Consider the following 18308-nt stretch of genomic DNA (forward strand, 5'->3'; position numbering starts at 1 on the left):
ACGCCCAAGCAAAACACCCTACAATCGTCTTTTTTCCAGCGAAAGATGCGTGTTATGGCGAGGCATGTATCTGGTCTGCAATAAAATCAGGGATAGGAATAGCACGCAGTTTCTCACCGGGGTTCGTTATGCAACAGACCGTCGTGAGTTGCCCACGTGCGACATCTTCTCCCTGATGCGTAAAGTGAAATTGATATGTGAGCGACTTTGTTCCTTTTTTCGAGACCCAGAGGCAGATATCCACTTCATCTTCAAACCGAAGTGGACTTAGATATTCACACGAAGCCGCGAGTCGGGGCCATCCGATTTTATTTCCGTCCCATTCGGTTGCGACACTCGTACCTAAACTCCGAAGAAATTCGTGTTCCGCGGATTCCATAAAGACAAAAAATCGCGTGAAATGGACGATCCCCGCCATATCGGTATCGGCGAACTCAATTTTACGTTTGGTTTGGTACGCAGTGCGCATATTTCCTAATAGTCATCAACTATCATACTTCGCAGTGAGAACAGTTATCATACTTCGTAATGAGAATAGTTAAAGAGATTGCTGTTGCTTGACCAGTAATCTCAACTGCTACAAGACCCCTCTTAACTGAAAACTGAAAGCTGATAACTATTCCCTCTGAAAACTGACAACCATTCCCCTACATTTTTGGATAGTCCGGTACATTTTCGTAGCGTTTCCATGTCTCTGCATAAATTCGCCAGTGCCCGTCGGTCGGATCTACCATCAAATTCAGTTTTTTCGTGCCAATATCGGAGTAAGCAGGACGGGTGCCACTTGCGGGAGTGCCTGTAAATTTTTGCAAGAACGTTACATCTGCTACTGCCCGATCACCGTTAATTTGCAAATTAGAGATACCAACCTGGATGTCCCCGTAAAGATTATTCAGTCTTCTCATCTTGGAACGGAGTTCATTTTTCTTAAGGTAGACCTCAGTTTCTACACCGCCACGTATAGTGACACGCGTGATCAAGGCACTGTCTGAATAGACAGACATGTAAGTCTCCAAGTCCTTCCCTTCCCAAGCCTCTTGCCATTTCCCAAGGATTTGCCTCACTTTAAGATGCGTATCAATCGGTGCATTTCCATCGAAAGTTCCACCGGACTCTTCGCCAGAAACTGTGTTAACTTCCACTTGTTCAGCCCGCGCGAGCGCGATGGCACCGGATATCTCACCGATCTGATCGTTAATGAGTTTCCATTGTCGTCTGAAGAACCCCTTTTTCTCGATAGTGAGTGTGCGATTGTGAGTTTCAATGATTTCCTCACCATTTTGCAAAGTTACGCGAATGCCGTCAACAACATAGCGATTTCTCTGGGTTGGCACAGCACTGTAGGTAGCATATTGGATTTCAACGATGTGGGTTTGCGACATTAACTCCGTCGCGCGGCGGAAACTTGCTGCCCGTTTTTTTCGGGCGGACTTATCCCACAAATCGGTGTACTTCTGTACATCCTGCGCTTCCAATGCGCTCTTCCAAGCGATAACTGTCGGGGCTACCGGGCTATTGGAGTTATTGATAAGATTTGGTTGTGGTGTGGACTCCGGTGCTACCGTCGCGACAATTCCTTCACCGGCGACTTCATCTTGAATAATTTTCCACCGTTGTTGGATAATCCCTTTCTTTTCAATAACAAGATTTCGCAACTGCTGTGTCGGACCATTTGGAAGGTGAACCGTCACAGGGATCCCCTCAATGCGATAGCGATTCGGGAATCGCGGGACTCGGTAGGGTTGCCCGCTCCCTTCAAGATTAACTTCAAAGTTGATGTTATCTCTTAGTAGTCTTGCTGTATTTTGATAGCCTCTATCAGGGCGCTGGCGTTCACTTTTTACCCAGAGGGATTCATACTTTTTGGCATCGCTGGATTCGAGCGCACTTTTCCATTTCGCCAGAAAGGCGGTAGGCGTTTCACTCGAACTCATGAATATCACGAGGAATAGGACAAAAGCGATAACGATTGCCGCAATAGCCCCTCCCCATATAAGGTTCCGGGATATAGTGGTTTTCTTAGGACTGTCTTGTCTGTTCTGTACGTCGTTCACAATCTAACCTCCCTCGTAGTTTAAAAGTCTGGCACATTCTCAAAAATCTTCCAGATTTCATGGTGGATTTTCCAACCGTTCCCGACCTGATGCATCCAAACTTCGCGAATCCAAATATTATAGAGTGCAGTAGCATTCTCGTCAGCTGCAGGGGTAACTAACCGACTCATTTGTTGGACACTGATAATGCTTTCACTTTCGACTTCGGTGTCGGTTTTGACGTTCCGCCAAGTGTGTTCGTTCATCTGACGAAGATTCGATTCCAGCTGCTGTCTGTCAATTTTACTTCGATCTTCTTTACTCTCGTGAATCACCACTTTATCAACGACGATGTTATGTTCATAATAGGCGAGATGCACATTGAGGTTTTGGCGCTGCCATGCCGCTTCCCAATTACTAAGTGCGGCTTTGCCTGCGGCTATCTGCTCTGTAGAGAGCGAGGTGCGCCCGGTCTTCGCGGGAGAAAGTGGCGGTTTACTGGCTTCATAAGCACGTGATGCTTGCGCCTGTTGTGCAAGAAAATCTGCATGTTTTGCGGCGATACCCTGCTGACCCGCCTCTGCAAGTTTTTTGGTATAGATTTCAGCCTGTTCGCGTATCTGCTTTCTGAGGGATTCTGCCTCAGCGATAGCGGCGCGCTTTTGATAACCCTCTTCTTTAACTACCTTGTCGGCAATATCGAGTCTACGGCGGAGTGCCGAAATTTCCTTGCCATAGTTGCGGATTTCAGTCTCTGCCCGCTTGCCGCTCGTCTGCATTTCCTCCAAAGTTTTGATGAGTTCAGCAACCTGTTTTCCATAGTTTTCCCGTGTAACGCTCAGTTCACGGTTCTTTTGCTGAAGGTCGCGAACCCTTCGGCTCAACTGCTCTTCCTCATCGCGAGCCGCCTGCATTTCGGACTCGACGCGTGCGAGTTCTGTTTCCTTCTTGCCGAGTCTCTGACGGAGTTCCACCGTCCCTGCCTCTTTTTCAAGGATCGTGGCATTCAATTTGGAGTTTTTGTTAACGTTAATGGCATGCCTGTGTGCAAGTCTGGCATCAGCGGTGGCTTGGTATGCGAGTCGGAGTGCGTCGTTGCCTTTCTTTTCCGTGAGTGCTGTTTTTGCAGCTTCAAGGTTGGATGTAGCGGCTCGAAAGGCATCGGGGGCAAGTGATGCCGCATCAACGTCCCGTGCGGCTGTGATAGCTGCTTCTGCATCCGCGATCGCCGTGTCAACTACAGATGACTCAATTTTTCCGAGTTTTCCACCACAACCTGCTAAAGCCAAAGAGACGAGAAGCATCGCGACAATCAAAATCCTAAGCAATGCGAAGTTATACTTCCGCGGTAAAGCAATGAACTGTTTCATTTTTTAACTCCTTCTAATTCTGTTTTATTATTCTGTTCGGTTTAATTTCCAGTTTTTTTACGACAATATCCAGCACCTCAGTCAATAAGTTGCCCTCGTGAAACCTATAGGTTTGGCTACCGTACGTCACAAGCCCCGATTTAATCGCGGGTTATTGACACATGGACAAAGCAAGCACATGGGGTTGGGTCGTAGTCGTCTTCATCTGCAAGAGTGTATCCTTGATTGTAGATGCCCTTGCTTTTCCGACCCCATCAATTGCTTGGAGTTCACCAATAGCGGCGGTGTAAATTCTATCCAACGTTTTGAATTCGTGAACAATGTTCTCAACAATATTGAAAGGGATACGCGGCACCTGTCTCAGCATTCGATATCCGCGCGGCTCAAGGACTTCAAAGGTATTCCGAATATCTCGGGGATACCCTAAAGCCTCACTAATATTACTCTGATGTGCAAGACTGTTGGCATCAAGCCCTATAATTTTCTCGACGGCTTCGGATTCATCGCGCAGACTTTCATGATAATAATCTTTAGTAATCAGAAGCCCGCTGTCAATTTCAGTTGTGAGCTCTGGGATGTGCTGAATAGATTCTGCTTGTGTGCCTAACTCTATTCTGTATAGGTTCAATTCCTGTTCAGCACGGCGAACCCTTTCACAGAGTTGGATCGCCGTGACAACATTCGCTAACGTGACGTTCCCACTTAACTCTGCCCAATTCAGCATAGCGACGGCATCTTGCATGGCTTTGACGTACTGGGTCAGTGCGAGCATGGTCTGATTCGCGCCTGAGAGTAGAACCGGACGTTCCCGGAAGATATAATGTTGGTCCTTGAGAAATAAGGTGAGCGTATTCCGACTCTGTGATACAGCAAGAACGATGTGTTCTGTCTGTTTAGCAAATTTATCTGCCGATCGGTGGCGGAGCCCGGTTTCACTGGACGGGATAGATGGGTCTACCCTTAACGTCACATTGGCGCGAACGATCCGTTTCATATCCTCGGAAAGGATAATCGCCCCATCCATTTTTGATAATTGATACAGACGCGCCGATGTATATTGGCAATTGATCCGAAAGCCGCCTTCTGTCAAATCTAAGATTTCCGGTGTATCACCAATGACAATAAGTCCACCCGTCTTACCCTGGATGATATAATCAATACCCTCTCTCAGATGGGTCCCTGGTGACAGCAACTTCAAGGTTGCCAAAAGTTCACGTGTCTTATGATTTTCTGTAGAGATGCTCCGCACTGCAACCACCTCCAATTATTAGGATACCATGTCTAAACTGCGGTGTCAAGGTTGAATTTAGTTATCAATTATCAGTTGTCAGTTTGAGTTCTGTAGGATTTATTTGCTTGGGTGTTTTTTGAGTATGTTTATAGAATGTCTTCAAATTTTGTTTGACTTCACGTGCAAATCAGTGTATAATGTCTATCAACTTGTATTTCGCCGAGAATACTATATCCATATAAGGACTCTCGCCGAAGATTTTCGATACAATTTCATTAAATAAGATTTACGCCCCAATCTCTTGAACAGAACCGATGTTGCGTAAGTCTTGATAAAAAACAGAAAAGGAATTCGTGAAAATTCGCGGTTTTCACAACGCAATCATGCGATTAAGTTTAGTAGGTGCATTTTTGGCGACAGTTATTTCATGCGACAACGAACAATTGCCTAATGTAACGATAGAAACAGAAAAAGGCAACATTATAATAGAACTTTACCCTGAAGCTGCCCCCACCACGGTAGCGAATTTTGCGCAGCTAATTGAGAACGGATTTTACGACGGCGTGACTTTCCACCGCTATGTACCGGGTTTTGTCATTCAAGGGGGTGACCCCGACGGTACCGGCAGCGGCGGACCGGGATGGACAATCCGAGGCGAATTTCAAGACCCTGATCTTCGCGACAAAATGCCGCCACACGATAAAGGGGTCGTAGCCATGGCGCGCACACAGAACCCCGATTCAGCCGGAAGTCAGTTTTATATCTGCCTCACATCTGATCAGAGAAGCGTTGGACATTTAGATGGGAACTATACCACGTTCGGGAAAGTTATAGAAGGAATAGATGTCGTTGAAGCACTTCGCGAACGTGATGTCATGAAAAAAGTGACGATTGAAAATTATACACCCGCACCCTAATTCCGCATCCTATAGCTGCAGCGCGAAGTATCGCTTATTGCATTACGCTTACAAAGAGACAGACGTAGCAACGGAATTTGGAAAGGAAGGACACACTATATGGAAGAATGGAAACGTCTCGTTAGGGATACTGTCAACACACCCGAAAAACTTGCCGCCGCATTCGATGTTGATTTAGAGGAGATGCGGCGGATTCACAAAGAATTCCCGATCCGCATTAATCCGTATTATCTCAGTCTTATAGAAGAGCCGGGTGACCCGATTTGGAAACAGGTCGTTCCTGATCCAAGGGAATTGATGAGCACAGGCGTAGAGGATCCGCTCCACGAAGAAGACGATAGCGAGGTGCCGAACGTCACACACCGCTATCCAGACCGAGCACTCTTCTATGTTAACTATATGTGCCCTATCTATTGCCGTTTCTGTACCCGCAAACGGAAGGTCGGTGACCCGCACTCGATTTCTGAGAATAACGTCGAAAGGGGGCTCGCTTATATTCAGGAACACCCAGAAATTCGCGATGTTATCATCTCCGGTGGCGACCCACTTATGCTGACGGATAAGAAAATTGATATGGTTGTCGGTGGATTACGCGCGATAGAACACTTGGAAATTATTCGGATCGGATCGCGTGTCCCCGTGACGCTCCCGCAACGGATCACACCTGAGCTGTGTGCGATTCTGAAGCAGTATCATCCATTTTATATTAACACGCACTTCAACCACCCCCGCGAAATTACACCTGAGACGGAGAAGGCGTGCGGCATGCTGGCAGATGCTGGCATACCTATGGGTAACCAGACGGTGCTTCTTAAAGGCGTGAATGACGACCCGGCTGTGATGGTGGAACTCATGAAAGGGTTGCTGCGGATCCGGGTCAAGCCGTACTATATCTATCAAGCCGATCTTATTGTTGGGACGGATCATTTCCGGACGGCGGTGAAGACGGGTTTAGATATTGTTGCGGCATTGCGTGGGCATATATCCGGACTCGGTGTGCCGCATTATGTTGTCGATGCACCCGGTGGTGGTGGCAAAATTGCGTTGATTCCTGATCCTATTGTGGCTTTCGATGACGAAGAAATCCAACTTCGGAACTACGAAGGCAACGTCTATAGTTATCCAAGCACGCCGTTCTTTGATGAGGATTGGTAGCGAATTTTGTTTATTTTTCCGCAGATGTTTCACAACGCAGGTCTGCCACCGGTCTATCAGAAAATCTTATTCTTAACAGAGGTTGTTTTTTATGGCACACATTGACAAACTGAAGGAAGAGATCGGTTGGTTGAAGATAGTCTTTGCTATTTTGATTGCGACTGCTATTTCTCTCGCTGCTTGGGTGATTCAAAATTATGGTGAAGCTAATCGTGTTCTTACCATAGGAGGCGCAGCAGCGGTACTTCTGATCATAACTATAATTATTCGGATCAATAGTGTTGCTTATCAAAAAATCGATAAATTGGAGGACTTGTAATGGAATGGGTCGCTTTTTTTACACTCGTAGTGGTTATTGGTGGGCTTTGTATAGTCGCCGGACAGGCTATACGTCATGCTAACAAAGACTAAATCCGCATCTGCAAACCGGAATTTACCGACAGCAGCGGGTTCAAGACAACGATTTGGCGTGCCACACCTCCAGACCGGATTAAGGGGCAGTCAGCAGCACGCCTATCACCCAGACTCGGCAGGAACTTCCACCTGTTTTTCTCTGTTTTTCGTGCTGATTAAGGACATCCCAACCACAGCAACGACAAATCCAATAACTGTGCCCCACAAGCCAAATTCAGGTGTATGCGCACTTATTTGTATGCCAGTTTTGTTTACAATATGGTAGGTATAAAAATAATTGATATAGTGTGACAAAAGAACACCCAATCCAATGCCACTGCCAATGAAAATCGGTACCTTGGATTTCCAGAGAGTTTGCCGCCACAGCATGTAGAAGTTAATCCCAACGATGGTGATCGTTGCAATCAAAGCAATTGTAATAAGCAGATGCCATTTCGCAAGATCAAAACCTGAAAAGGAACTTCCAGCACCTATTCCCTCCCACGGTAGGAAGAAGCAAGCAAGCGCACCAATCGCTGCAGCATGTGCGATAAACCATGCGTATCGTTCATCCACAAACATTTCAGATTGCTCTTCTGTCTTTTCTGATCTGGTTAAGAATACGCCAACACCGGCAACGACGAATCCAATAACTGTCCCCCAAACACCAAATCTGAGAATGAGTTGAAGATTTTCAGTCTCCGCTATATACGACCTTTCAACCAACCTTGTATAAACAGAGTATTCCGACCATAGCACCCCAAATCCGATAATGCTATTAATGAGAATTAACACTCTGGATTTCCATGGCGTTCCTCGGATTATCATATAGAGACTTGAACAGATAATTAGTAGACACGCAACGAAAGCGATTGCAATAAGTGGGTTGTTATGGATGCCCATCAATCCTGAGAAAGTTTCGCTCATCGGACGACTGTCCACTTTTATTTTCACCCACGGCAAGAAGAAACAAGCAAGCGCAATAATCCCACCGAGTGGCGTGATAAATTGTGTCCATCGCGTTGCTTGATGCGTGTCCATATTCTCTCCTAATCTGTCAGTTTTTCGAGGAACGGACTCAGCAAATCAATCGGGATTGGGAAGACGACGGTTGAGTTTTTCTCTGCACTGACCTCCACCAATGCCTGTAGGAACCGCAGCTGCACCGCTGTTGGCGTTTTGCTGAGGATTTCAGCGGCATCGGTTAACACTTGTGCCGATTCAAATTCACCTTCGGCGTGTGTGACTTTGGCGCGGCGTTCACGCTCCGCTTCCGCCTGTTTCGCCATGGCGCGTTGCATTTCGACGGGGAGGTCTACGTGTTTAATCTCCATCGCCAGCACTTCAACACCCCACGGTTCACAATGCTTTTTGATAATATCTTCCAAATCCTGATTCAGCTTTTCGCGTTCGGAGAGTAGGTCGTCGAGTTCGGCGCGTCCGAGCACGCTACGGAGTGTCGTCTGTGCGACTTGGGAAATCGCGAAACCGAAGTCCTCGACTTCAATCACTGCCCTATCCGCTTCAGTTACCCTGAAGCTAAGAACGGCATTGACACTCACGGAAACGTTATCTTTTGTAATAACATCTTGTGGGGTGACATCGTTGACGATAACACGGAGGCTGATTTTCTGCATCCGCTCAATCCAGAACGGAATCATAAACACGAGGCCGGGACCGCGAGTCCCTGTCAATCGTCCGAGACGGAAAATAACGGCGCGCTCGTATTCTTTGAGGATCCTAACGCTTGTCGCCAACAGAATAACGACAAATACGGTAATGGCAAAATAGATTGGCTCAATTTGTGGTAGCATATTTTTAATTTTCCTTGCGGTTCGTTGAGGTGAATTTGAATATTGACGATCCTCTACGTAGAATTGAAGAAACACCCAAGCAAAAACCCTTCCACTTCGTTTCAGGCTTGGTTTCTGATGTTATCAAGTGGAGTAGCCAGTAATGTCGCGAGCCTTCTGGAAAAAATCACGTTTACGCGATGTGTTGATCTGCCATTGCACCGGTACGGATTGGTAACCGTGGTAATAATCGTTTTCACCCGGGTCAAAGTATCCCCACGATGCGTATTGGCTGACAGCAGCGACGAAGTTGTTCAAGGGTTTATCGAAATCGAAATGATCGTCTTCGTTGAAAAGGATCGGCATCGGACGGTATCCCGGTACCTCGCGGGTCTGTTGGACCATCTCAATAATGCGGTTCGGGTCCTTGACACCGTTGCCATGCACGAGCAGAAAATCTGAGGAACGCACAACATTTTCCAGTGGCACCTTACCACCCCCGTAACTCGTTCCAACGAGGAATCTATTACCGTTATGTGTCGTCGCTTTGACCTGTTCAATCAATTCGTGTACCCGTTGTGGCATTAGAATTTCATGGGTATATGCCCTGACGTTGCATTCGTTGTTCACCTCAATGATAACGTTGGTATACCCCTTGTCGAAGAGCCAGCCCGTTGCATTGTCCACAGCACGTTTGACGGCGTTCTCGTCTTCAACCCGTTGGTCCTGCCCGAAATAGAAATAACCGAGAATGACAACCATGCCGAGCGTGTCGGCAAAATCAATGATGCGTTCAAGTCGCGATAGATAATCAGGGTTCAGGCTGCCATCGGCTTCAATACCGGAGTTGTGCCACGGCTGTGCTTTGGAGTAACCTTCGGGACTACCGCCTTGGAGGTTGATCGTGAACGCCAATACGCCGTGCGCGCGCCATGTCGGCATCGCGGCTAAAAATTCGCGGGTATTGCGTTCGGGGTCCCATTCTCCAGTGTCCGGGTATTCCCAGAGATGTATAGTCTCTGGGTTCCTGTCATCAAAGATACCCTGCACCATGCGGGTGTTGATGAGCAACCCTTCGATTTTGTTATCTTGGTAGAAACGCCCTGGGTAGGTAATTTCGCCGTTAATGTAAAATGCATCGTCAACGATACTAACTGCAGTCTTCATTTCTGCTTCCTTTTCGTTCATACGCTTATTAATATGAGTTTCATGGTTGTCCGCGTATAGTTGCTTGGGATTCTTAACGAGAAACATTCCCGCCAACGCGGTGCTTCCGTTAATCAAAAAATGTCTACGGTTCATGAATTTTTCCACCACGCTTACTGGGTCTTCTGCGAAAGTGCTTTAAAATAGCGTCGCAATTGTTCTCGATACTGGAACGGAATGTCCTCAAGTTCCTTTGCGTCAGGTGTAACTTCTAACTTCTGAACGATTTCGAGGAGTTCGGGATGCAGAGGTGGTACCTCCTGTGCAGGCGTTTCAGGCTTTTTCGCCACCTCGGCTTTGCGCTGTTTACCGACGTCCCGTTTTTGCAACGATTTTAAGCTGTCAAGCATCCGTGTCAGGATTTGCGCCTGCCTATTGAGCACTTGCTCGTCGAGTTCACCTTGCCGGAGTGCTTGTTCAACTTCTGTCATGTCCTCAGCGACGTCTTCAAGACTTCCCAACATTTGTGCCATCTGTTCTGCGCGCTCAGCGAGGCGTTCGGTGGCTTCCCTGATGAGCTGCTGTTGGGCGGCGAGTTGACGCATCATCTGTTCAAACCCCGGCGTTTGTCCCTGTTCTCGCATCTGCTGACTCAGATTTTGCGCCATTTGATTCAACTGTTCCTGACTCTCGGCAAGCTGCTGGAGCTGCTCCAACAGGTTTTCCATCCCACTGGCACCCATCTGTTGGTTCATCTGTGCCATTGCGTCAAGGAGTTCAAAGATCGCCTGATTCAGATCGGCAAGTGCGGTTCTCTGAATTGGTGTAGCGAGGCTGGGTTGCCTGTCCTCCAAGGCACGCGCCGCACGCGCAAGCGCGTCATTTGAGGCATTCAGATGCCACACAACCTCAGGTGGGACTTCCATTTGTCGGTTACCGAGTTCCCAAAGCTTGTTGGCAAGTTGCGCGATACCTTCTGCGGTACTGAGTTCATCCGCTGCCAGATTCTGCAATTGTAAGATCTCACTCGGCATATAAGCCTCTGTCTGTCCAGCAATGATGAGGTCGTTCGTTTTAGAAAGCACTTCCTCATGGAGATGTGAGAGGTGCAGTCCGCTTTGAACGGCTTCACGCATCGCGGTCAAGGTTTCGTTCGCGTTCGCGCCTTCCATAAATTCCAAGGCGTTATCCAAACCTTGTGCGAGTTCTGTCAGCGTCTGTTCCGCCTCTCTGCCAGATTCAAGAGCCTCTCTGTTCTGTCCGCTTCGGAGATTTTCACTGGTCGTTTCAAGCGTTTCCGATAGGTTATGATCCTTGGTAAACTGGTTGAGACGTTTGATTTCATCTGCGAGACGTTCTATCTGCGGTGGCGCGTTCTCCTTGTTCTCGGCGAGTGCTTTCATCTCGGTACCGAGTTCGTCTAAGTCTCCGCTGAGCTTGTCGAATTCTTCACCGACGCGATCCTCCTTTTGTGCCAGTTCATTTGCGGGTGCGGTGTCGGGAGATGTCTCCAAAGTATCCATCAGTTCCTTCTGCTGTTCAGCGAGTGCCTTCGCCTGTTTCGCGGCGGCTTCGAGTTCCTGTTGGAGAAGAATCTGTTCATAGAGCGATTTGGCGCGTTCCAACTGCTGTAAGAACCGTTCTTGGCTGAGGTTCGCCTCCATCATTGATCTCTCCTGTTCACTCACCTGCTGCTTCGCCAATGCCTCAGATAACTTCCGCAGGATCTCTTTATGTTCCTCGGAGAGTGCCTGCTCCATCAGTTCCTGCAGTTCCTGATACTTCTGTATCGTCTCAGTGTCAAAGAGTTGCTTCTGCTCCATATCCTCTGCTGTCCGCTGCATATCTTCGACTAACCGCTTTGCCTCCTGTTCAATCTGTTTCTGGTTTTCAAGCACCTGTTGCATCAAGTTTTCATCGTTGAAAGTGAGTTCTTGGCTTTTCCTAATTTTACCGAGGAGCGTATCAATTAAACCTGTTGCATCTGCTTGCTCATCGACGAGTTCCTCAAGACCTTGCTGCTCTGTTTCCTGTTCAGCCGCAACTGAATCGTATAATTCGGAGAGCGATGGGAAGCGGAGTGTATAGGTAGGCGACTTGCCGATATTTGGACCTGAAACATTGTCGTTATCCAGAGCCTGGACGTAATAAGCAAGCACTTCACCCGGGAAAATGCCAATCCGATCTACATCCCACCTGTATGCGACAGAGACGGATCTACGTATAGGCACGTTCTCCACACCCCACCGCTTTAAAGGCACGTTCGCTTCTTCGGCACCCTCTGCCTCAACACGATATACCAATTGGAGTGCTTGTATACCGTAGTCATCCGTCGCCTCCGCCTTTAGGTCCACCAACATGGCATTATCCAAAACGGTATCCCGCGCCGGTGAAACGATATTGACATCAGGTACGGCATCTTTGAAAACGGTAAGCGTATAACTAATAGGGTCACGATTTTTAAAACCCTCAATATCGGTAATTTGGATACGGTAGTTTCCGCTCTGCTGGGCAATGAAGCTGCCTCGCATTGTCCGAGGGATAGGATTCGCTTCCGGCAGCTGCCCATCTGCACCCGGCTGCGGAATCGTTTCCGGTAGGTGTCGCGCTGTAATCTCTAATTCGACATCATCGGATTCTTCAAATGCGAGGGATGCCGCCGTAAGGGGTTTGTTACTTTCACCTGTAAATACGATCTCCGTTCCGAAGAGCACCTGTATATCACCGGTGTTTGCTGGAAACGTCTGCGATTGCAGTTGTGTGTAGGCGGGGTAGTTAAGCCGATACTGGAATTGGGTAACAATCGGTTCGTCGCTGATCGTCACTTGATACTGTGACGATGCTACCGCTTCGGCAGAAATATAGTATTGTAGGGGACGGGTAACATTTTCGAGCGTCAGATGATAGGAAGAGGCAGTGCCGGGAACTTGTTGATCACTGGCGCGTTGCATCGGCATCGATTGCCATTCTACGGCTGCCGTTTGCGCATTACCGTCACCGATGCGGTAGTAAAGTGTAACGGGCGCGCCGAGGTGTCCGCTCACTTTTGCGGCGACGTTAACATCGGTGCCGCGTTCGACTTGCGTGCTACCGGGATGGATTTCTGTAATCTGAATGGCTTTCTTCAGGTTCTCTTGAGCGTTTGGTAGTGTCCGTGGCAAAGTCTGGAAGGTCGCAGCAAAACCGTTGAATGCGTTGGGTAAAAGAAAATGGGTAATAAGCAGAAGTCCTACGCCAGCGACAGCGATACCCGCGTTCCGTTTAATTTTTTGAAATTCGGATTGAAACACCTCTCTCCGCTGAATGTGTTCCATATCTTGATCGGTCTGGATGATGAGATGTTCAATAAATTCTGGGGCATAGCCGAGCCGATTATCTGTCAAGTTCTTCCAAAGTTGTACGGCACTGAGAATCCGGTTCTCTGACGCGAGTTCGCTCTGGCCTTGTGTCGATTCGAGACGCGATGCGACCGCAGCGTCTGTGAACCTTTTGCAGAGCGGTATAATAAGCGAGCGGATCACTATGTAGACAGCAACCCCGATTGACAATAAAAGGATCCCGATACGTACCCAGCGTAAGAACGGAGCCTGCCCTATTTGGAAACTGACGTTTAGAATGGCGAGCACACCGACCATAACAAGTGTTAGCATACCGACGCACTTCAGCACGCCTTCAGAGAAAGTGAGCCACCACCACTGTCGCCGGGTGGTCTGCAACTGAGCAATGAGGCTTTCGTAGGCATTGTTTACATTTTGTCTGTCCATTCTATTTGTCCTTTTGTTAGAGGCATTTAGTTTTAAGAAATCCTTGAATTTGATGTCTTTTTTGCCAATCCGGTGCGGTTGGGAATGCAGATCGCATGAATCAACGGTATGAATGCCTTATGGGCATTCCCCGAGGTGTGTACACCGCAAAACCGCACCTACCGGGTTGGTTACTTCTTTTAATGTGTTAGCGCGTACACAGCAATATTAACCGCCATCTTTGCAGCGAGCTCCCGTACCTGTGGCGTATCCTCTGGGTGTACATCGGCATCTTCAAGTCCATCACCGATATCGGAACTGTAAACGTAGTAGACAACCATTCGTCCATCGTGAAAGAGTCCAAATCCTTGTGCTGGCTCGCCATCGTGTTCATGAATTTTCGGTAACCCTTTCAACTCGTAGAAACACCGGTAAATTAGATGTGTATTCGGTATCGGTTGCAATTCTTGTTCGGGAAACACCCTTTGCATTTCACGCCTAAAGCTCTCGTCGAGTCCGTAATCATCGTTGGCAAAGAGAAATCCACCGTTCATCAAGTAGTCTCGTAATGCTTCAACCTCCGCTTCGGTCAGTTGAATATTGCCGTGTCCTACAAGGTATAGCATCGGATACTGGTAAAGCGTATGATCCGTTAGTTTCAGAATTACACGAGCCTCAGCGGTCTCAATATCCGCCCGCGTTCGGAGGAGTCTGAGCCAATTTTTAATAACAGTTGCGTCTCCGTACCAATCACCACCGCCGCTATAATGCACCTGAGCGATGGTCATTGGAACCTCGGAGGCGAGCAGCCTTTGTCCTATAAACAGACCCACTGCTGTGCAAAATAGGAGGCAGCCGATAAAAAAAGGATTCCATCTTATGAATCGTATCATGGCATACTGCTCCGCTAAGTCAACCCAATCCGTTTCCGTAAAAACCATTCTGTGCCTAACAATCCGACGACCATAATGAGAATCAACGGATGGCTCCAGAGTTCCCGTTCTGCATCAACAAATACCTGATTTTGGACCTTGACAACATTTTCGGGTAATGATTCTGCATCCGCCATTGCAAAATAGGCACCACCGGTTTCCGATGCGAGTTTCTTCAAAAGGGCTTCGTTGAGTTGCGGTGCCTCTAATTCGGCGAGTTGTGGATGAACGTGGATATCAATTTGATCTTCGCCCAACGTCTGATGCGTAGTTCTCGCTGTTGCCCGGATCCGGTAAGTGCCATTTTGTAGTAACGAAAATTGGGTGCTATAGAGATTACCGGTTTCAGTAGCGGTCTCGGTTGCGCGCTCGGTTATACCGCGGATTTGGAGTTGGAAGGGCGCGCCTTCAGGCGGAACAACTTCAAATTGAACGGTTGCATCTGTCTGTGTTGCGCGGTAGGCTTCAGAATATAGATACGCCGTAACCGTGGCTGTGTCGCCGATAGCATAACTGTTGGCATCCGTGGTAAGGTGCAATTGATCGTCATCGGTATTTGTTGCCATCCATCGCAGGACCTGCGCCCAGAAGCGTAAATAAATGTCTTGATAACGGGTATCTTTAAAAGTATTGACCCCGAAATCCCAATTCCAGAGTCCTTCTGCTGCGATCAATAGGCTTTTTCCCAAGCCCGTTCGCTGCAGCATCAGGATAGGCACCCCTTTTCCGCTTTCCATGAGAGCGGTGGCACCACCTCTCAAACGAAACCCACTAAAGGATCGAGACAATGCTGGCATATTTCGCCACGTAGATACGTTATTATCGGCTAAGGACGAAACTTGATTTGATTGCGTGTCCATAAGCTGCAACATCGGGTGAAATATACCGGATGCGGTCGGTTGTACAATGAATTCAGTATCGTGTCTACGACAGCCGTTTCGTGGAATCTCAATCGGCAGCAGCTGCGCCAATTCCGTATTTCGTAGCCCATTGGTCCCGAGCATCCTGCGAGACGGGAGAAATATAATCGGTTTTCCTTGTACCTCAACGAAATCAACAATTGCGCGTTGCTGTGCAGCGGTCAGATGTTCGCTCCCTAAGTCGCCTAAAATCAATACATCGTATTTGGCAAGCTGCAGCCGTGTTTCAGGGAATCGCGCGGTTTCCGATGCTGGCGTCGTTTGTGGGTAATACCCATCTAAGCGACTGAGCAGACTACCCGCTGGTGGAAACCGCTTCGCGCTGTTCTTTAACAAGATGGCACAAGTCGCCTCAATATCAGGGTCTCGTTGGAGGGCACGTTTCAGGTATGTGTATTCCCATCTGGGTCTACCTTCGAGATAGAAAACATTGAGCTTTGCTTTCACAACTTTCACGGAAAATGTTTTTTGATTGTTCGCCGCTGTCAATTCACCATCAAGCACTGGAAACTCGACGGTATATTGAAAGTTTCCTTCAACTTGCGGTGTCAATTTCAGCTCAACGACCTGTTTTGTGGTAGCACTCGCGGAAGTTGCGTCCTGAGGTTTGTCAAAGATGAGTGTCGCACTATCTACAAGCGTTTTACGCGTCATCTCCCGCAAAGAGAGTTGTGCCGTTTTACCAGTATATCCGGCTTGTGCAACTGTTACACGGATGATACTCTCATGGTTTGTATAGGCAATCGGTGGATAATCAATATGTTGGATCTGAACGTCTTTGGGTGGTTCCGCAGAACCGACACCTATTGCATAAACAGGCACCCCTAACCCGGTAATATCTTCTAAAGGGAATTGCCCAGAGTTATGTCCGCCATCTGTAACAAGCAGCATCCCTGCGGTGTTTTGCCCCTTCCAGGCTGCTGCCGCTTCCCGTATAGCCGTTCCAATATCAGTGAGCGTTCCGTTCGGTTCAAACTGTGGCAGTGCTTCGGCATCAAGGTCTTGTGGTAACACCGTGCTTTGATGGAGTCCCGTATCGAAAGGATAAAGATGCACCTCGAACCGGTCGCGTAAAGCCTGTAGGAATTGCTTTTCCCCATTGAACAGCAATTGATTCACCTGACTCAGCCGAGAGACAGATGTTTCACCCATAGAAGCATCAACAAGGTTCATGCTTTTCGAGGTATCCACTAAAATGGAAAGATGCGTCGGTGGTGTAATGTCCTTCTTTTCAATGATGACGGGTGCTAAGAGACAACAGAGCAAGATCGACGCTGCACAGATGCGCATTGCGATGAGTAAAAATCGATACCTCGGATGCATAGGCTGTGTCACCCGTAGGTAAACAAATACAGTTACACCGATGACAATACCGATACCGAGTACAACTGCCCACCCGGGCAAAAAATAGGTGAATCGCATATATGTTCTAATCCCTTCTACAACATATTATAGTGTACTTAGCGGATTGATGTCAAACGGAATTTAGTTATCAGTCGTCAGTCGTCAGTTGCCTCACAGTGAGAGTAAAGTTATCAACTTCACAACTTTAGCACACTTTCTAAACTGACTGCTGATGACTAATGGCTGATGGCTGACTCGAAATAAGTTTGACAATGCGCGATTTGCTGTGTTAAAATATGTTTAAAATAAATTGCGACAAAAGTGGGGTAAAGCATGGCGGAACAAAACGGCAACGAAAATGTAGCCGAAACGCAAGGTCAGACTGAGGCAGCGAGTGGTGTTATCATTAACGCTTCGCAGCTGCAGTCGATTGATATTAGCGAACGGTTCACACGGACGAAAACAGAGACGGGTTGGCGGATTCAATTGGGAGCATCCGCCCGCGTCGTTGTCAACTTTATGACGAGTATGCGGAAACTTGAAATTACACTCATGCAGGACGATTGTATTGAACGTGACGGCGACGACCTAATTCTGATACGGAATCAATCTGCTGACGCGTATCGCTCACAAAGAGGCGTATCTTCATCACCGCTCGCGCGGAGCAATGAACGCCCATCGGCTTCTGACGCGTCTGAGAATTAGACGCTCTGATGCGTCTTTCATCAGGAAATACAGGGGGTGATTGCCCATTCTGGAACGTATCTATCGGCTTCTCTCAAGTTTAAAGGGTGGGACAATGATCCCTACAGGAGTAGTGCTGAGTCCACAAAGCTATGCACAAATTGTCTCGGAGCTTGCTGAGGTGCTTGGTTACGAAGGTGTATCGCATTTGCAGCTTGCACATCATCTCGCCTTAAGCGTTTCCATCCAACAAGAAAATACAGATCTGGTTGTCCTGAAGGAGTTGAGTCCTAACCCGTGTCCAATCTGTCACCGTCGGCTAACATTCCTTCGGGAAACAATGGATCGTTTTGAAAGCGACGGTTCCCAACAGGTTCGTTGTCCTATGGGACACCGCTATCCGGGTGAACTGAAAGTGTACTACTTGGACATTTTCCAACACGCTGCGGGCAGCGAATTGGAGAAGCCGGTGAAAGTGTGTCCAGAGTGTCAAGGTGGAAACATCCAGTATTTAGCAGTGAATGTGATGTTTTGCCTTGACTGTGATTGGGATAGCGGGATGGAGCCGCGGTATCAGATACAGCGTGTCGGAGATTGATAGCGGAATTGCGTTGAGAAAAATCGGATGGCGCGCTTATAAAGCGCGC

General features: G+C 47.9%; 15 protein-coding genes. 5 read left to right on the top strand and 10 right to left on the bottom strand.

The window, feature by feature from the left end; all coding sequences use genetic code 11:
- Positions 1-52: 52 nt before the first annotated feature.
- From OXH00_20990 to disA, 4 genes are all read right to left on the bottom strand, one after another.
- Positions 53-469 carry a thioesterase family protein gene (locus OXH00_20990; GenBank protein MCY3743498.1) on the bottom strand — a complete coding sequence of 139 codons (417 nt, stop codon included), beginning with the start codon at positions 467-469 and terminating at the stop codon, positions 53-55.
- Between the two features lie 178 nt (positions 470-647).
- Positions 648-2054: a nuclear transport factor 2 family protein gene (locus tag OXH00_20995; GenBank protein MCY3743499.1), complete on the bottom strand. Its 1407-nt coding sequence runs from the start codon at positions 2052-2054 to the stop codon at positions 648-650.
- A 20-nt stretch (positions 2055-2074) separates the two neighbouring features.
- Positions 2075-3403 carry a DUF4398 domain-containing protein gene (locus tag OXH00_21000; protein MCY3743500.1) on the bottom strand — a complete coding sequence of 443 codons (1329 nt, stop codon included), beginning with the start codon at positions 3401-3403 and terminating at the stop codon, positions 2075-2077.
- Between the two features lie 151 nt (positions 3404-3554).
- Entirely contained in the window at positions 3555-4652 is a 1098-nt protein-coding gene (disA, locus tag OXH00_21005) for a DNA integrity scanning diadenylate cyclase DisA (protein ID MCY3743501.1), read from the bottom strand.
- Positions 4653-5044: 392 nt separating this feature from the next.
- Here disA and OXH00_21010 point away from each other — a divergent pair, with 392 nt between their 5' ends.
- The 3 genes from OXH00_21010 to OXH00_21020 all read left to right on the top strand — a co-directional run bounded on the left by OXH00_21010 (position 5045) and on the right by OXH00_21020 (position 7025).
- Positions 5045-5551 carry a peptidylprolyl isomerase gene (locus OXH00_21010; protein MCY3743502.1) on the top strand — a complete coding sequence of 169 codons (507 nt, stop codon included), beginning with the start codon at positions 5045-5047 and terminating at the stop codon, positions 5549-5551.
- Between the two features lie 99 nt (positions 5552-5650).
- Positions 5651-6706 (top strand): KamA family radical SAM protein, encoded by a 1056-nt coding sequence (locus OXH00_21015; protein ID MCY3743503.1) that lies wholly within the window; start codon positions 5651-5653, stop codon positions 6704-6706.
- A 91-nt stretch (positions 6707-6797) separates the two neighbouring features.
- Positions 6798-7025 (top strand): hypothetical protein, encoded by a 228-nt coding sequence (locus tag OXH00_21020; GenBank protein ID MCY3743504.1) that lies wholly within the window; start codon positions 6798-6800, stop codon positions 7023-7025.
- Between the two features lie 197 nt (positions 7026-7222).
- On the opposite strand, the gene OXH00_21025 is transcribed toward OXH00_21020, so the two are convergent.
- The 6 genes from OXH00_21025 to OXH00_21050 form a co-directional block, all read right to left on the bottom strand.
- Positions 7223-8140: a hypothetical protein gene (locus OXH00_21025; protein ID MCY3743505.1), complete on the bottom strand. Its 918-nt coding sequence runs from the start codon at positions 8138-8140 to the stop codon at positions 7223-7225.
- An 8-nt stretch (positions 8141-8148) separates the two neighbouring features.
- Positions 8149-8913 carry a slipin family protein gene (locus tag OXH00_21030; GenBank protein MCY3743506.1) on the bottom strand — a complete coding sequence of 255 codons (765 nt, stop codon included), beginning with the start codon at positions 8911-8913 and terminating at the stop codon, positions 8149-8151.
- A 123-nt stretch (positions 8914-9036) separates the two neighbouring features.
- The gene (locus OXH00_21035; protein ID MCY3743507.1) at positions 9037-10080 is read right to left on the bottom strand and encodes a hypothetical protein; all 1044 of its coding nucleotides are present in this window, start codon (positions 10078-10080) and stop codon (positions 9037-9039) included.
- 131 nt (positions 10081-10211) lie between these two features.
- Complete coding sequence (locus tag OXH00_21040; GenBank protein MCY3743508.1) at positions 10212-13802, bottom strand: hypothetical protein; 3591 nt, start codon at positions 13800-13802, stop codon at positions 10212-10214.
- Between the two features lie 179 nt (positions 13803-13981).
- The gene (locus OXH00_21045) at positions 13982-14674 is read right to left on the bottom strand and encodes a DUF4159 domain-containing protein (GenBank protein MCY3743509.1); all 693 of its coding nucleotides are present in this window, start codon (positions 14672-14674) and stop codon (positions 13982-13984) included.
- 14 nt (positions 14675-14688) lie between these two features.
- Positions 14689-17055 carry a VWA domain-containing protein gene (locus OXH00_21050; GenBank protein MCY3743510.1) on the bottom strand — a complete coding sequence of 789 codons (2367 nt, stop codon included), beginning with the start codon at positions 17053-17055 and terminating at the stop codon, positions 14689-14691.
- Between the two features lie 255 nt (positions 17056-17310).
- Here OXH00_21050 and OXH00_21055 point away from each other — a divergent pair, with 255 nt between their 5' ends.
- Entirely contained in the window at positions 17311-17682 is a 372-nt protein-coding gene (locus OXH00_21055; GenBank protein MCY3743511.1) for a hypothetical protein, read from the top strand.
- 40 nt (positions 17683-17722) lie between these two features.
- The gene (locus OXH00_21060) at positions 17723-18259 is read left to right on the top strand and encodes a hypothetical protein (GenBank protein MCY3743512.1); all 537 of its coding nucleotides are present in this window, start codon (positions 17723-17725) and stop codon (positions 18257-18259) included.
- Positions 18260-18308 lie beyond the last annotated feature (49 nt).

Source organism: Candidatus Poribacteria bacterium, from assembly GCA_026706025.1.
Lineage (GTDB): Bacteria > Poribacteria > WGA-4E > WGA-4E > WGA-3G > WGA-3G.

What these genes read in the sequence shown, in the direction of transcription:
- OXH00_20990 (MCY3743498.1), bottom strand. Translation starts at nt 469, where the DNA reads ATGCGCACTGCGTACCAAACCAAACGTAAAATTGAGTTCGCCGATACC.
- OXH00_21000 (MCY3743500.1), bottom strand. Translation starts at nt 3,403, where the DNA reads ATGAAACAGTTCATTGCTTTACCGCGGAAGTATAACTTCGCATTGCTT.
- OXH00_21015 (MCY3743503.1), top strand. Translation starts at nt 5,651, where the DNA reads ATGGAAGAATGGAAACGTCTCGTTAGGGATACTGTCAACACACCCGAA.
- OXH00_21020 (MCY3743504.1), top strand. Translation starts at nt 6,798, where the DNA reads ATGGCACACATTGACAAACTGAAGGAAGAGATCGGTTGGTTGAAGATA.
- OXH00_21025 (MCY3743505.1), bottom strand. Translation starts at nt 8,140, where the DNA reads ATGGACACGCATCAAGCAACGCGATGGACACAATTTATCACGCCACTC.
- OXH00_21030 (MCY3743506.1), bottom strand. Translation starts at nt 8,913, where the DNA reads ATGCTACCACAAATTGAGCCAATCTATTTTGCCATTACCGTATTTGTC.
- OXH00_21035 (MCY3743507.1), bottom strand. Translation starts at nt 10,080, where the DNA reads ATGAACGAAAAGGAAGCAGAAATGAAGACTGCAGTTAGTATCGTTGAC.
- OXH00_21040 (MCY3743508.1), bottom strand. Translation starts at nt 13,802, where the DNA reads ATGGACAGACAAAATGTAAACAATGCCTACGAAAGCCTCATTGCTCAG.
- OXH00_21045 (MCY3743509.1), bottom strand. Translation starts at nt 14,674, where the DNA reads ATGATACGATTCATAAGATGGAATCCTTTTTTTATCGGCTGCCTCCTA.
- OXH00_21050 (MCY3743510.1), bottom strand. Translation starts at nt 17,055, where the DNA reads ATGCGATTCACCTATTTTTTGCCCGGGTGGGCAGTTGTACTCGGTATC.
- OXH00_21055 (MCY3743511.1), top strand. Translation starts at nt 17,311, where the DNA reads ATGGCGGAACAAAACGGCAACGAAAATGTAGCCGAAACGCAAGGTCAG.